Origin of the sequence: Sphingobacterium hotanense (assembly GCF_008274825.1) — a bacterium.
GTDB classification, from domain to species: domain Bacteria; phylum Bacteroidota; class Bacteroidia; order Sphingobacteriales; family Sphingobacteriaceae; genus Sphingobacterium; species Sphingobacterium hotanense.
In genome coordinates, this window is the sequence record NZ_CP030848.1 from 4,118,775 (window position 1) to 4,139,881 (window position 21,107).

A 21,107-nucleotide genomic window follows, 5' to 3' on the forward strand; every position below is an offset into this window, starting at 1 on the left:
TCTTACTTTTGTTCCTGCTTAAATTTATACCGAATGGCTCTTTCAACGAGCCATTTGTTGCTTTCGATAAACATATTGTGCCAAATCATATTGTAATCAATATTCTTATTGAACAACACCCTTTTCGCATGCTTCAGCATGTTCTTCAAGCTATATTTCGCTAATCCGTTGAACGGTTTCGCATAGTATGCTGCATGGTGCTGTTCCCAATCGCGCACGGCAGCCTCGTTCACATATTCTATATACGAGGCAGAATTTAGCTTCTCATTAAGATTCTTCAGCCAAGTTGCAGAAACCGACTCGTCCTCCAATTCCACACGAGTCCCCGTTTTCTTGACCACTTGGAAGTCATACGCAACACGCTCTTTGTTCTGGAAGTCTAAAGTCAACACCGCACCAAGATTCCACTGTGGATGATTGCTGGGGTAATCGAAATAAAAATTCCCCAAGCTATAGCAAATCAGCTTGCCCTTGTATTCTTCAATTCCCTGCATCACATGCGGGTGATGGCAAATGACCGCATCAGCTCCTAAATCTACCAAACGACGATAGCGAGCACGCCATTCCGGAATCGGCACATCCAATAGCTCTACCCCTGCATGCACCTGAACGATCAACACGTCGACCATTTTCTTATAGCGCTGTATATCCTCCTGAACGCGCGGGCTATTTACCCAAGCATGCCCAGCCTCTCGATCACCATTTAACGCCCCATAACCATTCTCGCCATACGCCAAAAAAGCATACTTCACATCGTCAAAGGTCTGCACTAAAATATCATAGGCATCTTCCTCCGTTCCTACGCCTAAAGTAGCATCGTGTGGAAAAGCTTCCATGGTATGCAATAAGCCTTCAATTCCATAATCATAAATATGATTATTCGCCATGGGAAAGAGGTTGAATCCCGAAGCAATCAGCCAATCTGCCGCTAGCCGATTTTGTGCCACCAAGGGTCCTGTCTTTGCAATAGGACTACCAAAGCCCTGCAAGGGTGCTTCCACATTGCATGAGCGGATATCAGCAGAGAAAAGCAAGGCCTTTAATTCTTCCGACAGTTCAGGCTCCGTTTGCAACACCGCGTCGCCGACGAATAGAAATCTATGCTGATGTGATGCTTGCATTGCGTTTCTTTAATAAGGTTTCGATAGGTTTAATCGTAATATACGCAAAATAAGCTGCTAATAGACCGTTCCTAGCCCCTAATAGCTTCAGCACGCCTTTCACCTTCGGCGTATGCATAAGCGTTTGGAAAACGCGCTCTTTCGCGCCGATATTTAGGATTCGTTGGTTTATCCAGTCCAGATACCCCGGCTTGATCAATTCGCGCAATAAAGATGCATCCAGCGGTTCTAGCTGTTCATGCAGCAAAGCATAATAGTTTAGCGAATTTTGGTAGGTATATTTATGCTTCTCCTCTTCGAAGAGCAAATTTTGTTTTCTAAAATAATCTCGCTGCCATGCACGATCTTGCTTTCGCTCTACAGGCAAATTGAGCATCGCTAAGGCAATATCCTCTTCCACGAAAGGTGAATACCCCGGGAAACCCATACGCGACGGCACAGCGATTAAATATTGTAGCATCATCATCTTGGTCCGCATTGCGGTAACAATTCGGAAGTCCGGACTTTTCAAGTCTTCTTTCTGTTTATCAAACAATGTTTCCCCAAGCCCTGTGTAGTCTACGTTCATCGCCAACTTGGAGTCCGCACTCATCCCATGGGTATAGCCTAAGGTACGATACTGACTTGCCGACGTTATTTCCGGCACTTTGACGGCTCCTGCCCAGGCATCGCCAATGATACCGCTCAACAGTCCCAATTTCGCTTGATTTTCCTTCGCTCTAATCTTCTCGTAAAACTCCATATGGTAAGTTCCCGAAGCCGCCACCGCTGGGCCGAACTGATCGTACCAATCGTCCATATAGACGTTGAACTGCCCCAAAGGAATCCGATCCCATTGCGTCCCTAAGCGCTCGGAAAGCAAACCGGCATACACCGACTCGCGCGAAGCACCCTGATTAAACGAAGTGCCATAGGTATAAGCATGAATACGGGATTTGTCATCGATCAATACATTCATTAATCGCGAATCAAAGCCTCCGCTGGTAGGGATAAGGATGTTCTCGGAAAAACCATTCGCCCAATTGTTTACGCGATGATGTATCAATTGGAAAACATCGTCCTCATGTGTTTCTTTTCCCAATTCTGCAGCAATGGCATCCGCACGCTCGCGTACCACTGGCTTCCCATCCTCGAGATAAAGACGTTGGTTCGGCAACAAGAATTTCACATGTTTGACAGGGGTATGTCCGAACACGGAATAACCAAAGTCCAGATAAGCTGCTAAGCCTTCCTGATCAATCTCCAGGTTGCCGTAGTCAATGACATCATTGATATCCAAACCATAAGCACCTGTTTTCTCATGATAAAAAACAGTCTGATATCCAACCCAATTTCCTTGTGCAACAAAATCCATGAAAACTATTTAGCAAATTTCTTTTTAAGCATGCCGAGCACCTCCATCCAAATGGCATTTCCAATCAGGTGATTGATGCCGACATAAACGACTACGAATATAAGGCTTTGGCAGATGATGAGCAGTAAATCGTGCGAAATAAGCTGAAAATATAAAGGTAGATACGCCAATACCGCAGCGAAGATACTGATGAGAAATGATGGCCCAAGATCTTTCATTTGCGAGAGGAAATGATAACCATAGACCTTGCCGCTCATCACGGTTGTTGCCAAATAGATCAATATTCTTACCACAACCTGCCCGTAAACAATATATATAATACCATGTTGATAAGTCAACAACAGCGCGATTATCGCCAAGGAAAATTTAGCAATTTCCAGGCCTAGGGCGTATTTCGAACGCCCCTTAATATTTAAGAAGTTGACATTCATATCTGCAAAGGAGATAAAGAAGCCAGCAAAACATAACCATTGAAAATATTCGACAGACGGCAGCCACTTATCCGTCAGGAAATAACTGAAACCCGGCCTAGCGACTGCAATCGCCAAAAGGCTAACCGGCAGCAACACAAAAGCCAAAGAAGACATCGATTTCCTACAGGCATTTAGGAATCGCGGATAATCATCTTGGATAGGCGTAAGGGTCGACAGGGTTGTGCCCTGAATGATCGCAGAAATCATCATCCCGGGTGTCTCTCCCCACTTATTCCCGGTATAATAATAGCCGGTTTCCTTAATGGAAAAATGCTTACCGATAAAAGAATAATACAAAGGCGAAAGTGCTTTCCCCATCATATTAGCAACCATAAAAGACAATGAAAAGGAGGAATGATGCTTAAGCGAGGCCATGGACACCAGCGTGCTCAGCTTCCAATCGCCCCAATACCAGAGCATCGCGGTCCGAAACAAGGTATAGAGTACCGTCTGTAGCAGCAAAGCCCAAACGCCAAAGCCTGTCAAAGCCAGAACAACGACGATAATCCCGGAAAAAAAGATCGCCAATACATTGATTCTCGCGGTCACATTGAATTGGAAATTCTTCAGGATCTTCACATACTGTACAATCCCGAAAGCGTGAATCAGCAACTGCAGGAACAGCACTCGCGCATAGAGCGCAAGATTCGGAATACCATAATAATCCTCGATATAAGGCGCAGAGAAAAATAAAATCAGGTAGAAAAAAATACTGACAAATAGATTAAAAACGAACATGGTCGAATAATCCAATTCATCCACTTTTTTGGAGCGTACTAAAGAAGTGGCTAGTCCGCTATCGACAAATGCTGTGGCGATCGTCGAGAAGATCATCAAAACACCAATCACTCCAAAATCCTCTTCATTTAAAATTCGGGAAGTGATGATCGTGACGAGGGTAACAATGATCTGATTACCAAAACGATCAAGGGCATTCCAGAAAAGGCCGTTGAGGGTGATGTTTTTTGTATTATCGCTCATGAATTTTAAAACTCATCAAATTTAGGAAAGATATTTGTACAGCATATAAAAAATACCAATATACATAAGCATTGCGAGATTAACTCCATATATTTGAACAATATAGATAGTAAAACCCCTTCATGTTAGCACCGATTGCACTATTTGTTTATAACAGACCCGTTCACACTAGAAAAACACTACAGGCTTTAGAAGCCAATAGACTGGCTGATCAGTCTGAAATCTACATCTTCTCAGATGCTGCAAAGACGGCCGATGATATCGACGATGTCAACAGCGTGCGCGCCATTATCCGAGAACCTTGGAAGTTTAAGCACATCTATATTATTGAACGTGGACAGAATAAAGGTCTTGCGAATTCGGTTATTGACGGAGTAACGCAGGTAGTTCAGAAACATGGGCGCATTATTGTGTTAGAAGATGACCTCGAGACTTCCCGCTTTGCGCTGACCTATTTCAACTCCGCATTGAATCAATATGCCGAGAACGAGAAAGTGATGCAAATTGCAGGCTATATGTATCCCGTTGAGAACCCTAAGTCGCTTCCTGAGTCGTTCTTCTTTCGTGTAGCCAGCAGCTGGGGATGGGCAACATGGGACCGGGCGTGGAAGCATTTCAATCCGGATATCGAGGAACTGACGAAGGATTTTAAGCGACGCGACATCAAGGCTTTCAGTGTAGACCATAGTGAGAACTTCTGGAAACAGGTGAAGCAATTTAAAGCCGGAAAGATCAACTCCTGGGCAATCCGCTGGTACCTATCGGTATTTAATCAGCAAGGCTTGGTCCTCTATCCGCGCAATTCCTATATACAAAATACCGGAACTGACGGCTCCGGAACCCATTCTGATGTCGATCAGGTCTACAAAGTCCAATTGGCGAAAACAACAATCCGTAAATACCCGGCCCTTGTTGAGGAAGACCCGATTGCATTCTCAGCGATTAAGCATTTCTACAAGAATAGAAAAGGAACATTTTTCGAACGCTTAGCTCGCTTCATCGAAAAGAAAATAAACCAAAGGAAGGCTAAGAAAGCATTGCGCTAAAGTGTATCGGCACGTTTGAACACCAAGGTGCGTTTCGTTTTGCCGGCTAGTTCGTACCCTTTCTCATTCAGAAAGCGGTAAACTGCCGACTGGCTCAAATCCTTAATGCTCAGCTCTTCTTCCACCAACACAAAAATAGGTCTATAGCGCTCCCAGTCGTTCGACTGCAATACGATATAGTCAAATCCTTCGGCATCGATCGACAGAAAGTCAATCTCCTGTCCTTTGGGCAAATGCTTGTCCAAAACCTCCGAAAGTGGCAGCGTAGGAACAGGAATGCTCTTGACCAAATGATACTTCGCATTCAGCCCATCACGCTTCTCTGAAATCTCCTGAGAAAAGCCGTTTAAAGCAGGCTCATTGAAACAGTAGTAGGTCAGTTCCTGCGGACTCTCGCTGATTCCGATATTCAGATTCACATCGCGACGTCGAAAAAACTGAAACCATTTCATCGCTTCCGGTGATGGCTCAATATTGATTCCGCGCCAACCTTGCTTATAAAAAAACATCGTATTCGAAAAACGATAGGGATGATGTGCACCAACGTCTACATAGTACCCTTTGTAGCGCTTGCGTGTCTCGTAAAAACTGCGGATGAGCATATCCTCGCCCTCTTGTGAATAAGATCTGGAAAAGAAAAACTTATCGATCGGAAAGTACTTTAAAATGGTCTTTTTTAATGAGGGCATTCAGTTTACTGGTTTAACTTATTAAATAACAGCAATAAGTTACAAATAGTATCTGGAAAGATAAAGAATGGAAGAACTTTTAGTATAAATAGCGTATCACTTATTTCTCTTCAACATCTGCTCATAATACCGCGACTCCAAGGCTTCCCCTTTTAAATCCTCAAAATTCTTCAGGTACCGCTTATTCTCTTTATCCATGTTCGACTGAAAGAACACAAAAAAGCTACTGACCGCTTCATTTCCGAACGAGGCTGTAAGCTTATCAAACTCGTTCAAAAATGCTTCATCAGCATTTGTATCCTGCTTATACGCTTCAATCTGTTGGTACTTTTCCTTGCTAGATGCATCCTTCTCATCCAAAGCTTTATAATATACCTGGCTCAGCTCCTTGATTTTCGAGTCCTTGCGAGCAATAAAGTCATGATAAGCTTTCCAATAGGTTTCTGCAATAGCGCAGCTGCTGCACTCTCCTAAATCTAAATTCACCTTTTCCACTTCGTTCATTTCGATATCTTCAGCGCGAAGACCCTTATCGAACGAAAACTTATAGTCTACTTGCTCCTTCGGATTGACGTAGAAAGTCTTATTGACTAAGTACTGCGTGCCTACGCCCTGCTGAAATTCGCGGCTCCGCAGATAATGATGCGGAATATAAGTTCTCGGCCAACGTAGCATGACGATGTACATATCCTCTGGCAGACCCGAAATCGTAACGAAATCACCTACAGGCACTACGGTATCTAATATTTCTTGCCCGGTCATATAATGAGAGAACTGGATTCCTACAGAGTCCAAGTCTAAATTTTCGACCGCAAGACGTACATCAGAACCAGAAGATTGACAGGAAGTGAAAGAAATCCAAAAGAGAAAGACAAAGGGAAAAAAGCGCATCAAATAAAAATCAATAAATGGTTAAATCGCGAAAAACCTTTTTTAAACAGCTCAGCAATTTCATAGATAATTTCGCAACACAAACTTAAAAATATTTCGCAAAAATAGAAATGTGGTTCGCTAATAATTTGTAGAGAACTCGTTGAAGATTCACTCCTAGCATCATCCGCTTAGAACCCTTTCATTCCCGTTTCAAACCCAATGTATAACCCAATCAAAAGCGCTTCCAAACGGCTTTGATTTGGGTTTGATTAAGGTATGATATAGGACTATCCCGAAGCAGTCTATTACTTTGCCAAAATACGGTCGAAGATAATCCCGCGATATTCCGTACTTTTGTGTTTTGAAATTCGGGACATCAGCATGCTTGAGAAGAAGCCAAAAATTTCCATAATCACCATTGTGTACAATAATGTTCGGGATATCCGCTATACCCTAGCCTCCGTTGCTAAGCAGGACTATCCGAATATTGAATATATTATTGTCGATGGTCTATCGACGGATGGAACCTTGGATGTTATCCAGGAATTTAAGCAGCATATAAGCACTTTGATTTCTGAAAAGGATAAGGGCATCTACGATGCGATGAACAAGGGATTGCGTGCTGCCACTGGCGATTATGTATTATTCTTGAATTCCGGTGACGAGTTGTTTGCGAGCGATACGTTGAGCAAAGTCTTCAGTTCTGCTCCTGATGCAGACATTTATTATGGGGAAACAAAGCTCGTGAATGAGGATCGGAAGATTCTCGGCGACCGTCGTCATGCCTGTCCGGAGCAGTTTGACTGGAAGTCGTTTAAATATGGCATGAATGTCTGCCACCAGGCGATTTACGTTAAGCGCAGCATTGCTGAGCCCTACGACTTGCAATATAAACTTAGCTCGGATATTGACTGGGTCATTCGTGCAGCAAAAAAAGCGGACAAGATTGTCAACGTCAAGGATTATGTAGCGAAGTATTTAGTGGGTGGGATGTCGCAGCAGCGACACAAACAGAGCCTTAAAGAACGCTACGAGATCTTCAAAAAATACTACGGTTTCATTCCTAATTTATTTAACCACGGCATTATCGCCTTGCGCTTAATGTTACATCGATTTAAAAATGGCAAAACAAGAGACTGATTTGTTCCGCCCGGAGATGCTCATTGAGCTGGCAAACACAAAGATGCCCTTTGGCAAATATCAGGGCTATCTGCTTTGCAACTTACCGGAACCCTATTTAGTGTGGTTCAAAAAGAAAGGATTCCCACCCGGAAAATTAGGGATTCAACTTGCTAGTCTGTATGAAATCAAGGTGAACGGACTGGAATATTTATTACGCCCTTTGATCAAAAAGTGATGCGTATCAATTTTTATTTTTCCTAATTACGTATCTTTGCGTATAATTTTTAACATTAAACGCCGTTTGCAGCGGTATCAATGAATATATGGCAAAATATCAAACCCTGCTGTACTATTGTTACAGCCCGATCGAGAACGCAGAACAATTCGCTGACGATCATTTAAACTTTTGTAAATCCCTTAATCTTGTAGGTCGTATTATTGTTGCTGACGAAGGCTTGAACGGTACTATTTCCGGTACGCCTGAGTCTGTAAAGACCTACATGGATACGGTACACGCGGATCCTAGATTTGCAAAGACTGAATTTAAGATCGACGATGTGGAAGAACTTTCTTTCATCAAAATGCATTGTCGCTACAAAGAGGAAATTGTACACTCGGGACTTAGAGACCCTAAAGTAATCGATCCGAACAAGCAGACAGGTAAGCACCTAGAGCCTCAGGACTTCATGAAGATGAAAGATGATGAGGATGTCGTTATCTTGGATGTTCGCTCAAATTATGAGCATTCGGTGGGCAGATTTAAGAATGCTGTTACATTAGATATCGAAAACTTCCGTGAGTTTCCTGAAAAAGTAAAAGAACTGGAGCAGTATAAAGGCAAGAAGATATTGACATACTGTACTGGCGGTATCAAATGTGAAAAGGCATCTGCATTATTATTAAAAGAGGGATTTGAGGATGTTTATCAGTTACACGGGGGTATCATCAAATATGGTAAAGAAGCTGGCGGAAAAGATTTCGAAGGCAAATGCTATGTGTTTGATAACCGCGTTACGGTAGATGTAAACTCCGTAAATCCGGAAGTAATTTCTACCTGTAGAAACTGTGGAAAGACCACGTCGAAGATGATCAATTGTGCCAATCCGGTGTGTAATGAACACTTTACGCAGTGCGATGAGTGCGGCTGGGAGATGGACGGCTGTTGTTCAGACGAGTGTAAAACACATCCTCGTAAACGCGAATATGATGGAACCGGATATTACGTAAAAGTTCCGCAACCGGTGAACATCGAAAAAATTAGTAAACGCAAGCATAAAAAACTTATTAAAAATTAAAGTTTTCTATATTTATCAAAAAAATCCATTTATCTTAATACCATAAATGGATTTTTTATTTTCTAACAATAAACCTCAAAACACTAATGGAAAGCCAAAGAGTTGACATGTTTTTAATGTCTCATAACAAGTACTTTGAATCATATCATTTAATGGAAATCAAAGACTTACTAACAAAGGCGGACGACAGCAAATTTACCAACGTACAAATACAACAGTATAAAGATCCAACGACGGTATTGATTGTATCCTTACTAGCGGGCCCTTTAGGTATCGACCGTTTTATGATCGGAGATACAGGACTTGGAATTGGTAAACTTTTAACATGCGGCGGCTTCGGCATCTGGGCAATCATTGATTATTTCTTGATCATGGGTGCTACGAAAAGCAAGAACTTCGAAAAATTAGTACAATCATTGAGTTACTAAAAACGATATCAGCAAAGAATAAACTATACCTTACGACAGGTATAGTTTGTTTTTTCGGACTAATATGGCTTTATATTGATTATCATAGTCCGACCGGAACAACCTTATGCCCGATTAAGCATGTTACAGGTTATCCCTGCCCATCCTGCGGAACAACTCGGTCTGTAAAAAGTCTGCTAGACGGCGACATCATGCAAGCTATCATGATCAATCCCTTAGGATTGCTGGTCAGTATTCTTGCCATCGGAATAATCGTGTTGATGCTGATTGATCTTATTTTTCAAAAGGACTACTTCTTTCGCGCATACCGCTGGATCGAGCATACCTTGCAGAAGCAGCGTTTATTAAGTATCATCTTAATTCTTTTCATCCTTTTAAATTGGATATGGAATATCAAGAAAGGACTATAAACTTCTCGCCAAGAGATATTACAGAGAATGAACGGGAGTACGCTTCCAATAGCTACCTCATGTCATTGTTTGCTCTTTTTGTGGGCTTACCCCTCCCTATTTTTAATCTTTTAGCGACGGTTATCTTCTATTTAGGGAATAGAAAGTCGACAGCCTTTGTCAAATGGCATTGTATGCAAGCCTTAATATCGCAACTGTTCATCTTTTTCTTCAATACCGTTGCGTTTTGGTGGACGATACGGATTATCTTTTGGAGAGACGAGATGATGACTGACGCAGAATTCAATCGTTATTTTTCCTACCTAACAATCGTTATCCTCATCAACATCATTGAGATTATTTCAACGATTTATACTTCAATACGCACCAGAAAAGGCATTCATGTGCGTTGGTTTCTATTTGGTGATATCACAGATAATTTGTTCAAGAAATGAAGATAGTTGGAAAATTCATTTTACTATTAGCAGGCATTGCAGCGTTATACTTCGGTCTTTCTCAGGTAAACTGGAGCAAGCTTTTCGAGTTGGACGAGAAACAAGAAAAACTGGAGAAGCGGTTGGGCAAATTGGTGATTAATGAGTTGGAGAATACGATGACCATAATTCGAGATGATAGTGTCAAGCAAATCGTAGACTCTCTTTTCAATCCCTTAGCTTCCAAAAATGGCATTTCGCGCAAGAGCTATAAAATCATCGTTGTGGAGGATTCGCAGATCAATGCCTTTGCGCTTCCTGATCGACATATCGTACTCACTACTGGTATTATCAATTTTCTTGACAGCGCAAACTACCTTTCCGCGATACTAGCGCATGAAATGGCACATTGCGAAAAGAAACATGTGATGAAGTCGCTGATTACGCAATTCGGACTAGACTTACTGTTATCAGGATCGGGCACCTCCGAAGTAACCAATTTTCTTACTGGCCAGGCCTTCAGCAGAAAGTTAGAACGCGAGGCCGATGAACAGGCATTGGTTTATCTAGAAGAGGCTCGTGTAGATCCGAAAAGCCTCCAGCAGGTGATGGAATTATTTGATGTGTATCTAACAGGCGATCTTGACCTAACTTGGGCATCCACGCATCCCTCGCCGAACGATCGCAAAGCCTATATTGAAGCTAAAATAGAAACATTGGACGCTGATGCAGACTACCACTCACCGATACAGTCGAGTACCTGGAAGAAACTACAATTGCTAATAGAAAATTATTCACCAGAAGTCGATTAATCTTGTCCCCAACGCCATTCACCGGAGATTTTTAGCGGCTCTTTCATCCCTTTGTCTTCGAGGAACTGCTTGATCGCGGTATCCGATAATTTGATTGCCGGAATCTGGTCCGCATTCGCTAAAGCATAGAGCAATGCCGCGCTTACGCGAATGGTTTGCTCTAAGCCGCCCTTATCGACCAATCCAAAAACATCGCGGTTAGAGTGATAGTACATGCCTGCATTATTTGGCAATGCGCCACCCCTTCCTGTAGCCGTAGGAATACCTTGCAGCATAAAGGGCTGGTGATCACTATGTAGACCTGCTGCTATACTGTTTTCATTTTTAAATTTGTCATCAAGCTCCGCATATACAGCTCCCCACTGATCAAAAAGTTGCTTCATTTCTTCTCTCGTGGTAGTAAATCCTATCGGAGCATTCACCATGTCAAGGTTTATCATATACTTGATCTGGTCAATTTTGCCCTCTTTAATTGCCTGATCCACGTAGGCTTTGGCGCCTAACAAGCCCTGCTCTTCCCCCATGAACAGCACAAGATCTATCGAGCGCTTGTTCTGTAAGGCTAATTTTTTGAAAGCTCGTGCGATGTCCACTACCGCAAAAGAGCCAATTCCGTTGTCGATGGCTCCTGTTGCCAGATCCCAGCTATCCAAGTGACCGCCAATAACGATCTTTTCGTTTGCTAGGCTCGTCCCTGGAATATGCACCAGCACATTGCGCGCCGTTGCCTCGCCAGACTTATTCTTCATATCGATTGCCGCCAATATAGGCTGCGAAGCTAAGGTTTCTTTGCATTTCATCCCGTCTTCAAAACCGATGCAAACAGCCGGAATATTAATCAACTTACCGGTAATAGATGCTGTACCCGTTAAAAGCACATTGCCTTTTACGCTGTTGATAAAGATAATACCCGCAGCTCCGTATTTCTCGGCAAGTGCGGTTTTCTCCGATCGATGCAGGTTCTTTAAACCTTGACCTGAATTCGGTAAGATATGCAGAAATACCAAAGCGATTTTATCTTTTACCTTTTCGCCCACACGCTGATAATCGGCTTCTAGGCCATTCCCAAGGTCGACAAGCTCGGCCTCAACCTTTGCACGAACGGGAGAATGCGCTAGGGAAACTGAAGGCACCTCCTGCTTATTGAACCGCAGCTTCAATGACTTTCTGGACCATGCCTCCGCGGAAAAAGGCTGATAGGATACTTGATAGCCATAAGACTTCAAGAGATCATGCACATAGGTCTCTGCCTTCTTTCCGTTTTTTGAACCGGTGAGCCGGTGTCCAATCTTTTCCGTACTATATTTTAGTCTGTCGTATGCTTCTGAATGTTGGTTGATATCTTGGTATATTTTTTCAAAATTATCTTTCAAAGCCTCCTGCGCAAATGCAAATTGGCTTAAAAACAATAGGCTGATTAGGTAGATTCTTTTCATAATAGAATGAAATTACAAATTCTTAGGGAAAATGGCGAGTGGATGGAGTGCTTGGGTTTAAATATCCCTAGCTATCCCAAATAGATGGGCTGTAAATAAGATCTAAAACGTAGAGCCCTTTGACTAAAGGGCTCTCGAAAGAAAATTCGAACAATATTATCCCATTAATAATGAGCGATAATATCATCCATCTGTGCAGAAATAGTTTTTAATCGGGTTCTATCCCCGCCCGGTATTTCTACGGTTATCCATTGTCCTTTGTAATTCACCTCGCGTACTTTCTTCATGACGGTCGCCCAATCGATATCGCCTTTGGTCAGTTCTACGTTAAATCCCTTCCATAGGCCTTCGTTGTTCATCTTCTCGCGGCTGAATTCTTTGATATGCAATTTGAAGATACGCTTGTCGAGTACTTCGATCCAGTGTTCCGGCCAGCCGTAGCGAAGGACATTGCCGATATCAAAATACCAGCCGACTAAGGGGTGGTTTATTTCATCGACAAAGCGTGCAGCTTCAATCGGGCTCAGAATAAAGTTGTTCCAAACGTTCTCTAATCCTATTTTCATACCGGTCTTCTCGGCGGCAGGGATTAATTTACGAACGGAATCCAGCGCATTGTCATAAGCAGTTTTATAGGATACTTTCTCGTTCACAACACCCGGCACAACCAGTACAGTATCACCGCCTAGTTCTTTCACCTCTTGCAATGACTTCGTGCAGGAGTCGATGATAAACTTGCGCACTTCGGGATCAGGATCCGAAAGTGGTTTTGACCAGTGGTCTTTATTGACCAAAGTAGGTATTTCGATGCCGGAGGCCGCTTTTGCTTTCAATAGATCTTTGATTGAATGGGCAACCGGGCTATTGAATTCAATGCCATCAAAGCCTAAATCTTTAACCAGTTTGAATTTATCAACCAAGGGAATTTCCTCCTTGATCATATCAAAGCCTATCCCCTTTTTAAGCTTTCCCTGTACTGCGGCCTTCGGGAAGTCGAAATTGGCTGCTGCTTGTAGCTGGGGTGCAACGATTGACGACCCGGCTAATATGGCTGCAGATTTTAAGAAATTCTTTCTGTTCATAGTCTAGATTTTAATGTTTACACCAGGAATCGCAATCGGTAAATCGTACTTCATGTCCCATGAGAACTCGGCCGGACTATAGGTTTCGTTAGATGCTAATGCGGCGTCTAGCGTCACTGTCTGCCCGGAATACGCTGCCATTCGTCCGGCTAATGCTACTAAATTAGATTTTACCATCCATTCTCCATCATTTTTTGGTTTATTTTTTCTGATGGATTCGAAGAGCTCATCATGTTCTTGTTGATACATGCTTCGCGAGTTGGATTTCTTATAAGCATTCTCGTCCGTAAACTTCGTCTCATCATCATACTTCCATGGCGATTTTCCAGTGATACTATGCACACCGGTACGGCAGTCGACAAGGCATTTACCCTGATCGCCAACCAATTCCACCATATAGGACGGTGCCGTGTCGCTTTGCTGTCTGGATGAGAAATAAGATTTGGAGCCGTTTGGATATTCATAAACTAAAGCGAAGTGGTCATAGATATTGCCAAACTTCGGATCAGTTCTTTTTTGGCGCCCGCCGGAACCTGTTACTTGAATAGGCAGCTGATCGCCCATTGCCCATTGCAGCATGTCGATACTGTGGATTGCCTGTTCAATGATATGATCGCCGGAAAGCCAGTTGTAGTACAGCCAATTTCGTAGCTGGTATTCAAAATCTGTCCATTCTGGTTTCCGCTCTTTATACCATAATTCGCCGGTGTTATAGGTGCTTTCGGAAGCCAGGACATTCCCGATCTGACCATTCAATACTCTGTTGAACGTTTCGCGCTTCGGCAGGTGATATCGCCAACAGAATCCTGCCACTAGCGCCAGGTTCTTTTCTTTGGACTTTTGTGATGCTGCGATAACGCGACGCAGACCAGGTGCATCGACTGCGAAAGGCTTTTCACAGAAGATATGCTTTCCAGCATTGACAGAAGCCTCTAGATGGCTTGGTCGGAAGGCTGGTGGAGCAGCTAATAACACCACGTCAACATCCGTCGCCAAAAGCTTCTGATAGGCATCTAGACCTACAAACTGATTGTTTTTTGAAACCTGCACTTTCTTACCCATCTTCTCCGTAAGTGTCTTATGCGACTCGTCGAGGTGATCCTGAAAAGCATCTGCCATCGCATAAAGAATGACGTTGGGATCTGCATTGAGAGCTTCCATGGCGGCGGCCGTTCCACGACCACCGCAACCTATAAGTCCTACCTTCAATGTCTTATTATTCAGCGACCATACACGTTCTGAAGCAATCCCGGATTGGTTCAGTAAGATGCCCGACATGGTCGTAAGGCCTGCTGCTTTGATAAATTTCCTTCTTGAAAAAGTCATAGTTGTTAGGTTTTAATGTTGATTAAGGATTTTGTTTCAAATTGCTATTTCTATTGATCTCTGCCTGCGGAACATAAAATACAACGCGTGGATCCGTAGGTAAAACCTTTTGCGTGATATTCGTTGTTGGCGTGTTATTCAAGGAGTGCGTTCCTGGATAATTTCTTTCCATCGGCATATTATTTCTGAACAGGTCATATGCACGGTGCCCTTCGAATGCAAGCTCCAGGTATCTTTCTTCCATTACGGCTTCAAGAACAGACATTCCCGCAGTTTGCAGATTGCTTGTCGTGCGCAATGCAGCGCCTGTCAGGCCGGCACGCTGACGCAATAAATTAACATCGGCAAGTGCGGCAGCTGTATTTCCGGACTTCGCTTGTGCCTCCGCGCGGATCAGATAAATTTCTGCCAGACGCAGGAAGATCGGCGAGCTAAGGTTGATCTGCCCTTCTTGTAAAGCGTACTTATTGACATAATACATAGGAGTAACCGGAGTTAACTTCTGATTGTATTGCAGTTTTCCATCCAATAAATAAGGGGTGATAAATGAGTTCCTTAAGTCGTTCGGATAGGTTTGAACCAGATCATAATATTTTTTGGAAGCATAGATCTCCGCCCATCCGCTGACGCCTTGCCCAAGCGGATTTCCTGCAACATCGCCACTGAAATACATGGAATTGATAGAGCTCATGCCTCTATCCTCCACTTTGGTATGGCGGATACAAAAGATCGTTTCCCTGTTATTATCCGGCGAGCTTTTGAAGAATCCTTGATATTCCGAACCCTCTAAGAGCGAATAACGACCGGAGTTGATGACTAAGTTGGCATACTTGATGGCATTGGCATTGTCTTCCATATAGAGATAAACGCGCGATAGCAATGCGTAGGCAACCTCTTTAGACGCAAAGGAACTGCTTTTGTCCTCAGACATTAATTCTGCAGCTTTTAATAAGTCTGCAAGAACGAAGTTGTACACTTCTTTCACTGAGCTGCGCGTTAAGACAGCGGTTTCTTCGTCTGTCAATCCTTCTCTTAAAATCGGAACACCCATATTCTCTCCTTTTCCTTGCGGATAGGGACGTCCGAATACACGCACGAGATAAAAGTGAACCATTGCACGTAGGTATAGATTTTCGCCTTTAAGTTGAAGGAGACCCGCAGAAGCGTCATCTGGGACGAATTCGATTACTTTGTTCGCCGCAGCAACTATCTTATAGGATTGCGACCAGAAGTTGGTTGCATGACCTGAGGTATTGATATGGTTATAGCGATACGCACGTGTTAAGTCGTCGCCGGAAGATTGTCCCTGCGCAACGGCATCCCCCGGGTATTCCATCAGGAAGTGACCGCTACGGATATAGGCTTCGCTTTTTAGTAAGGCATAACTACCGATAGTAGCTGTTGCTACATCGGCCTCATTGGTCAAGGCAGCCTCTTCATCGATGTATTCGGTTGGGTCGTAGTATTTCTCACAGGAGAACAGCAGCGTAAAGCATGCAATGAGTGTTATCGAGCGATATAATGATGCTAATTTCATTTCTCTAAGTTTAAAAGGTTAAGTTTAGACCAAAAAGGAATCGTCTTGTTACCGGATATTTGAAGCTCGACATACCTGAGCTTAAATCTACCTGGCTAAGGGAAACTTCAGGATCTGGTCCCGAAAAATTGGTTAATGTCCATACATTGTCCGCACTTACGAAAACATGTAGTTTGGATAAACGCATCTTGGAGATTACGGATTGCGGTAGGTTATACCCTAGCTTGATATTTCTTAAGCGCAGATAACTACCATCTTCCAAGTAACGTGACGAGGACTGATTCGACTCCTTATTTCCGCCGACAATTGGCTTCGGATGTGTTGCATTATCACCTGGTTTTTCCCAACGTGTCCAGCCATCAGGCAATACCATTGAGTTGAACGCCTCGTACAAACCATCATTATCAAAATACGCACGGGTATCATTGTAAACATAGTTGCCATAGACAAAGTTGAAGAATGCCGAGAAGGTGAAATCCTTATAGGTTAAAGCATTGTTCATACCTCCGGTAAACTTTGGTGCTGCGGAGGTTTCTGTGAACTGACGAGAGTCTGAGGACGCTGCTTCGCTGTATTTGTTGGTTGTTGTTTTGGTTTGATTGCCATTGCCATCAACGGTAATCTTTTCCCAAAGAGGATCTCCGTTCTCTGGATCCACACCCGCCCAAATTGGGAAGTTATAGGCATCCATATCATAGCCTACTGCAATTGGTTGTCTCGCTCCTGGGTTGAATACCTCAGCGCCATCGCTTAACTCCAATACTTTATTTCTGTTGAATGCCATATTGAAGTTGGTTTCCCAAGTGAAGTCCTCTTTCTTGATATTTTGAGAAAGGATACTGAACTCAAGACCTCTATTGCGTACCGAACCTGCATTTACCCATACATAGCTATAGCCTGTTGTTGCTGCAAGGGGCTTTCTATACAAGAGCTCACTTGCCTTCTTCTCATACACGTCCAAGCTTACTGAAATACGGTTCCATAGGGAGAAGTCAGCACCGATATTTGCGGACTCGATCTTTTCCCAGCTGAGGTCTGGATTACCTTTCTGATAAGGTGCTGCTCCCGGAAGACCGGAGTAACTAGCCTCCTGTGTGATGCTGTATAAGCCTCGTGCACCGAAATTAGAAATACCATCGGCATTACCCACTGTTCCGTAAGATCCTCTGATCTTTGCGAAGGTGATTGCCGGGTGATTTTTCAAAAATTCTTCGTTGGTTAATATCCAAGAAGCACCCAATTGATAGAAGTTAGCGGTGGAGTTATTTCTACCGAATTTCGAAGAGAACTCATTGACAAAGGAACCGATCAAGAAATAGCGATCATTGAAGTTGTAATCTGCTTGTGCCAGGTACTTTCTGAAGCCTACTTGATCTCTCGCGCCGCTAGGATTCTGCAGAACTCCTGTAGCAACAGACATCACGTCCTTGCCTGCAGGAAGTCCTTTTCCGGAGGTGTTCCCCCAAGCTGAAGTGGTAGTTTCTACCTCGGCAGCCCCTAATAGAACGAGGTTATGCAATCCGAATTGTTCAGCATAGCGAACGCGGTTGGAAGTCAGGTATCTTCTGAACTCGTCTGTTCCGTTATAGAGCTCGCCAATATTTGCGCCGCCTTGCTTAGTTCTGCGATCGTAGTAAGTTGCAGACGCTCCATTACCTAATTGGATACGGTTATAGCTGGATAGCGTAAGCTTGCTCGTAACATTATAATCTAGATTCAGATCTCCGCTTACTTCCCAGTTTTTCGAACGATTGTAATTGTATTGCAGGGAATGTAGGAAGTTTTCTTTCTCACGACCTGTCCAGCCTTCATAGAAACGGCCATCGATTGGATTTCCATCTGCATCGAATGCCGGGTCAAATGGCAATCCTGTATAGGCGTCATACATGGTATTGCTGTTCTCCAGCTCGTTCTTGTTGACCAATCCATTGACATATACCGCTGCTTTGAAACGATCGGTAATCTGTACGTTCAGATTGTTACGGAAGTTGTAGCCCGTATTGCCGGTACCTTGAAGTGTTCCCAGTTCTTTGTAGAAAACACCGGAAGTATAGTATTGCACTTTTTCCGACCCGCCAGAGATGGAAAGGTTATGGTTATTGACATAACTGGTTCGGAAAGCAAGATCCCACCAGTTGGTGTTATTTTCTAATAACTTAGCATCGCGGTTATAGAAGGTGTTTTGGAAGTCGTATAATTCCTGAGAGTTCATCAAGCGGAAACTTCCTGTCGTCGCTTTTCCCATCCCGAAGGAGTTATTGAACTCTACTTTGGTCTGCCCCGGCTTTCCTGTCTTGGTGTTGATGATGATAACACCATTGGCAGCACGAGATCCATAAAGACCTGTAGCAGCAACATCCTTCAATATAGATACGGATTCGATATCCGCCGGGTTATAGGTACCTCCGATATTTCCATCGACTACCGTCAATGGCGAAGTACTCGCTGATATGGTACCTGCTCCACGAATAAGCACGCGAGGAGGGCTAGAAGGATCTCCAGTTGCCGTAGAAACCACTACCCCCGGCGCTTTACCTTGCAGCATGCTTGGAAGATCATTGGCAGTAACATCTTTCAGTTTTTCTGCTGATATGGTGCTTACCGAGCTCGATAAGTAACGAACTCTTTGGGTGGAATACCCCACGACAACAACTTCGTCGAGGTTGTCCACTTGTCCTACCAATTTAGCATCCACTGTTGCTTGCCCATTGATCGGGAGTTCTTGGCTGTTGTAGCCCATTGCTGAAAATACGAGTACCTGTGCGGCCCCCGGAAGGGAAAGGCTGTAATTACCATCGTTGTCTGTGGAAGTACCAACGTTGGTTCCTTTCACAGTCACCGTTACGCCGCTGAGCGGAGCCCCTTGATCATCAGTAACTTTACCCGTTACTGTACTTTGTTGCTTTGCAGCGGAACTACTGCTGTTCGTGTTGCTCTTCGGGCTTGCATTAGATCCTTTGATGACAACGGTGTTGTTGTTGATCTCAAATGTGAGGTTAGTTTCTGCTAACACCTGTTTTAGCGCGTTCTTATAATAAACGTTCGTTACATCGATGGTCACCTTTTTATTTGCGCGGTTGACCAAGGTATTGTTGTATAGAAGCTCTAAGCCTGTCTGCTGTTGGATTTCATCCAATACTTTTTGCAGATTAGCATTTTTAAATCTTAAGGAAACATTCTGCGCATAGCTTGCTGCAAATGTTTGCACGAACATTAAACATACGATGAAAACAATAAGTTTAACGGTCATAATGCCTCGGATCAGCTTGCGCCGATCAAAGAGCGTCGTTTTAGGGTTGAGTTTTCTCATTGGTTAATAGATAGGGTTATAAGTTAATTGATTGAATGCGTTAAACGGCCCGATAAGCGATAGGCTCAGGGCTACTCAGAATTGAAAATTTACGTTCCTTTGCTAACAATGATCCTCCTGTCTTTAATTTGAAATTTATAATTCGATATCTTTTCTAGGTTTTGAAACAACTCGGATAACTGGCGCGTGCGCTTGACCGTCCCACTAAAGCGGTCGGTGGTTTTGTCGGTTATTTCAATCTCTTCGATGTCATACCAGGTTTGAATCTTTTCCATAACGGTGTATATATCCTCATCGGCAAATTTGAATAAGCCTTCTTTCCATGCCATTTCATTGGCGATATTCACATGTGCCGTATCGATTTTGCCGTCGTTTAGATGGGACGCCGACTGCATCCCGGGCGTCATGTGCATCTCCTGCTGTTTAGTTTTTACCAATACCGATCCTTCCTCCAAGGTGGTCACTACCTGCTGCTTTTTTTCATCGGTAACAACATTGAAGGAGGTGCCTAAGACGTTGATTTGTGTCTCATTGGCATTCACGATAAAAGGACGTTTCTTGTTATGACTCACTTGAAAGTACGCCTCACCTTTTAAGGAAACGCGACGTTCTGCTTGCGTGAATGCATTGCTGTAACTCAATTGGCTCGCCGAATTGAGCAATACATGGGTGCCATCCGATAAGATAATGTGCGAGACAACCCCTTTGGGAGAACGGAAGGTCTGTTTCAGATTAGGGGCATTGCTTACTGCACTGATCTTAAACTGCAGTTCTTTATTGGCAGTTTTGAGTACCTCAATGCCTCTACTTCGAAGAACCGCTGAATCTGCATCCAGCAGTGAAAGAACCTCACCATCTTCGAATAAGATCGTTGCAGCATTTGTTGAGGGAAGCGAGATGTCGTATTTCTTTGCGGAAGGTGTGCTCGTATCAGTAGCCGTGCTATTCCACAAGACAGGGATAATAAAACAAAGACCTAGAAAACAGGCAGCGACCAGAAACCACTTCTTGGGATTGAGGAACTTGATAATATTCGATTTAAGCCCTTCTGCGCGCGTCGGCTTCTCAGGCTCACGCTCATCCCCCTCGCGTAGTGATAGTTCTTCTGCGCGCTTCATATTAAGGTTTAAGAGCACTCTGTCGAGTATCTCTTGATGTTTATTCTGCGGAGGACTAATCTCCTCTGTCGTTAGCTCCTGAAGGATACGTTGCTTTAGCGTTTCGTCCTCTACACGCTGAAGGCTATCCAGAATAATCTGTAAATCTTCTCGCGTACAGTGACCAGCAAGATACCTGTCAAAAGCGATTTGGATATCGGATTTCGGCATTGGTCAGTTTAGGTTTTATAAGCTAATACGCTCAACTCCTAAAAAGTACCTATCCGGATTTGAAAAAAAAA

General features: G+C 43.5%; 19 protein-coding genes. 8 read left to right on the forward strand and 11 right to left on the reverse strand.

Annotated elements, in window-relative coordinates; genetic code table 11:
* Positions 1–2: 2 nt before the first annotated feature.
* Genes DSM08_RS17385 through DSM08_RS17395 form a run of 3 tightly spaced genes read right to left on the reverse strand, consistent with a single transcriptional unit; the run spans position 3 to position 3,929 of the window.
* Positions 3–1,121 (reverse strand): CapA family protein, encoded by a 1,119-nt coding sequence (locus DSM08_RS17385; RefSeq protein ID WP_149527323.1) that lies wholly within the window; start codon positions 1,119–1,121, stop codon positions 3–5.
* Positions 1,099–2,475 carry an asparagine synthetase B family protein gene (locus DSM08_RS17390; protein WP_149527324.1) on the reverse strand — a complete coding sequence of 459 codons (1,377 nt, stop codon included), beginning with the start codon at positions 2,473–2,475 and terminating at the stop codon, positions 1,099–1,101. Before DSM08_RS17390 ends, DSM08_RS17385 begins: the two co-directional genes overlap by 23 nt.
* Before the next feature lie 5 nt (positions 2,476–2,480).
* Positions 2,481–3,929, reverse strand: a complete 1,449-nt coding sequence (locus DSM08_RS17395) for a lipopolysaccharide biosynthesis protein (RefSeq protein ID WP_149527325.1) — start codon at positions 3,927–3,929, stop codon at positions 2,481–2,483.
* Positions 3,930–4,051: 122 nt separating this feature from the next.
* Here DSM08_RS17395 and DSM08_RS17400 point away from each other — a divergent pair, with 122 nt between their 5' ends.
* Positions 4,052–4,975, forward strand: a complete 924-nt coding sequence (locus DSM08_RS17400; RefSeq protein WP_149527326.1) for a glycosyltransferase family protein — start codon at positions 4,052–4,054, stop codon at positions 4,973–4,975.
* Here DSM08_RS17400 and DSM08_RS17405 read toward each other — a convergent pair.
* Together DSM08_RS17405 and DSM08_RS17410 are read right to left on the reverse strand one after the other, a co-directional pair.
* On the reverse strand, positions 4,972–5,664 hold the full coding sequence (locus DSM08_RS17405) for an FkbM family methyltransferase (RefSeq protein ID WP_223110835.1): 693 nt from the start codon (positions 5,662–5,664) through the stop codon (positions 4,972–4,974). The genes DSM08_RS17400 and DSM08_RS17405 overlap by 4 nt on opposite strands.
* A gap of 96 nt (positions 5,665–5,760) precedes the next feature.
* Positions 5,761–6,426, reverse strand: coding sequence for a hypothetical protein (locus tag DSM08_RS17410; RefSeq protein WP_149527327.1), 666 nt, complete (start codon positions 6,424–6,426; stop codon positions 5,761–5,763).
* A gap of 492 nt (positions 6,427–6,918) precedes the next feature.
* On the opposite strand from DSM08_RS17410, the gene DSM08_RS17415 reads away from it, so the two are divergent.
* The 7 genes from DSM08_RS17415 to DSM08_RS17445 all read left to right on the forward strand — a co-directional run bounded on the left by DSM08_RS17415 (position 6,919) and on the right by DSM08_RS17445 (position 11,017).
* Complete coding sequence (locus DSM08_RS17415; RefSeq protein ID WP_149527328.1) at positions 6,919–7,677, forward strand: glycosyltransferase family 2 protein; 759 nt, start codon at positions 6,919–6,921, stop codon at positions 7,675–7,677.
* Positions 7,658–7,894: a DUF3820 family protein gene (locus DSM08_RS17420; protein WP_187773904.1), complete on the forward strand. Its 237-nt coding sequence runs from the start codon at positions 7,658–7,660 to the stop codon at positions 7,892–7,894. Before DSM08_RS17415 ends, DSM08_RS17420 begins: the two co-directional genes overlap by 20 nt.
* Before the next feature lie 88 nt (positions 7,895–7,982).
* Complete coding sequence (gene trhO / locus DSM08_RS17425; RefSeq protein ID WP_149527329.1) at positions 7,983–8,954, forward strand: oxygen-dependent tRNA uridine(34) hydroxylase TrhO; 972 nt, start codon at positions 7,983–7,985, stop codon at positions 8,952–8,954.
* Positions 8,955–9,106: 152 nt separating this feature from the next.
* Entirely contained in the window at positions 9,107–9,382 is a 276-nt protein-coding gene (locus DSM08_RS17430; protein ID WP_246172338.1) for a TM2 domain-containing protein, read from the forward strand.
* A gap of 113 nt (positions 9,383–9,495) precedes the next feature.
* On the forward strand, positions 9,496–9,792 hold the full coding sequence (locus DSM08_RS19305; protein ID WP_260043674.1) for a DUF2752 domain-containing protein: 297 nt from the start codon (positions 9,496–9,498) through the stop codon (positions 9,790–9,792).
* Entirely contained in the window at positions 9,768–10,226 is a 459-nt protein-coding gene (locus DSM08_RS17440; protein ID WP_149527332.1) for a DUF4870 domain-containing protein, read from the forward strand. Before DSM08_RS19305 ends, DSM08_RS17440 begins: the two co-directional genes overlap by 25 nt.
* Entirely contained in the window at positions 10,223–11,017 is a 795-nt protein-coding gene (locus DSM08_RS17445) for a M48 family metallopeptidase (RefSeq protein WP_149527333.1), read from the forward strand. The genes DSM08_RS17440 and DSM08_RS17445 overlap by 4 nt, the downstream gene beginning before the upstream one ends.
* Here DSM08_RS17445 and DSM08_RS17450 read toward each other — a convergent pair.
* The 6 genes from DSM08_RS17450 to DSM08_RS17475 form a co-directional block, all read right to left on the reverse strand.
* Positions 11,014–12,453, reverse strand: a complete 1,440-nt coding sequence (locus DSM08_RS17450; protein ID WP_149527334.1) for a M28 family peptidase — start codon at positions 12,451–12,453, stop codon at positions 11,014–11,016. The two genes, DSM08_RS17445 and DSM08_RS17450, sit on opposite strands and share 4 nt — an antisense overlap.
* Before the next feature lie 164 nt (positions 12,454–12,617).
* Positions 12,618–13,535 (reverse strand): sugar phosphate isomerase/epimerase family protein, encoded by a 918-nt coding sequence (locus DSM08_RS17455; protein ID WP_149527335.1) that lies wholly within the window; start codon positions 13,533–13,535, stop codon positions 12,618–12,620.
* Positions 13,536–13,538: 3 nt separating this feature from the next.
* Entirely contained in the window at positions 13,539–14,861 is a 1,323-nt protein-coding gene (locus tag DSM08_RS17460) for a Gfo/Idh/MocA family protein (RefSeq protein ID WP_149527336.1), read from the reverse strand.
* 22 nt (positions 14,862–14,883) lie between these two features.
* Positions 14,884–16,398, reverse strand: coding sequence for a RagB/SusD family nutrient uptake outer membrane protein (locus tag DSM08_RS17465; protein ID WP_149527337.1), 1,515 nt, complete (start codon positions 16,396–16,398; stop codon positions 14,884–14,886).
* A 10-nt stretch (positions 16,399–16,408) separates the two neighbouring features.
* Positions 16,409–19,708, reverse strand: a complete 3,300-nt coding sequence (locus tag DSM08_RS17470; RefSeq protein WP_149527338.1) for a SusC/RagA family TonB-linked outer membrane protein — start codon at positions 19,706–19,708, stop codon at positions 16,409–16,411.
* An 89-nt stretch (positions 19,709–19,797) separates the two neighbouring features.
* On the reverse strand, positions 19,798–21,036 hold the full coding sequence (locus DSM08_RS17475) for a FecR family protein (RefSeq protein WP_149527339.1): 1,239 nt from the start codon (positions 21,034–21,036) through the stop codon (positions 19,798–19,800).
* Positions 21,037–21,107 lie beyond the last annotated feature (71 nt).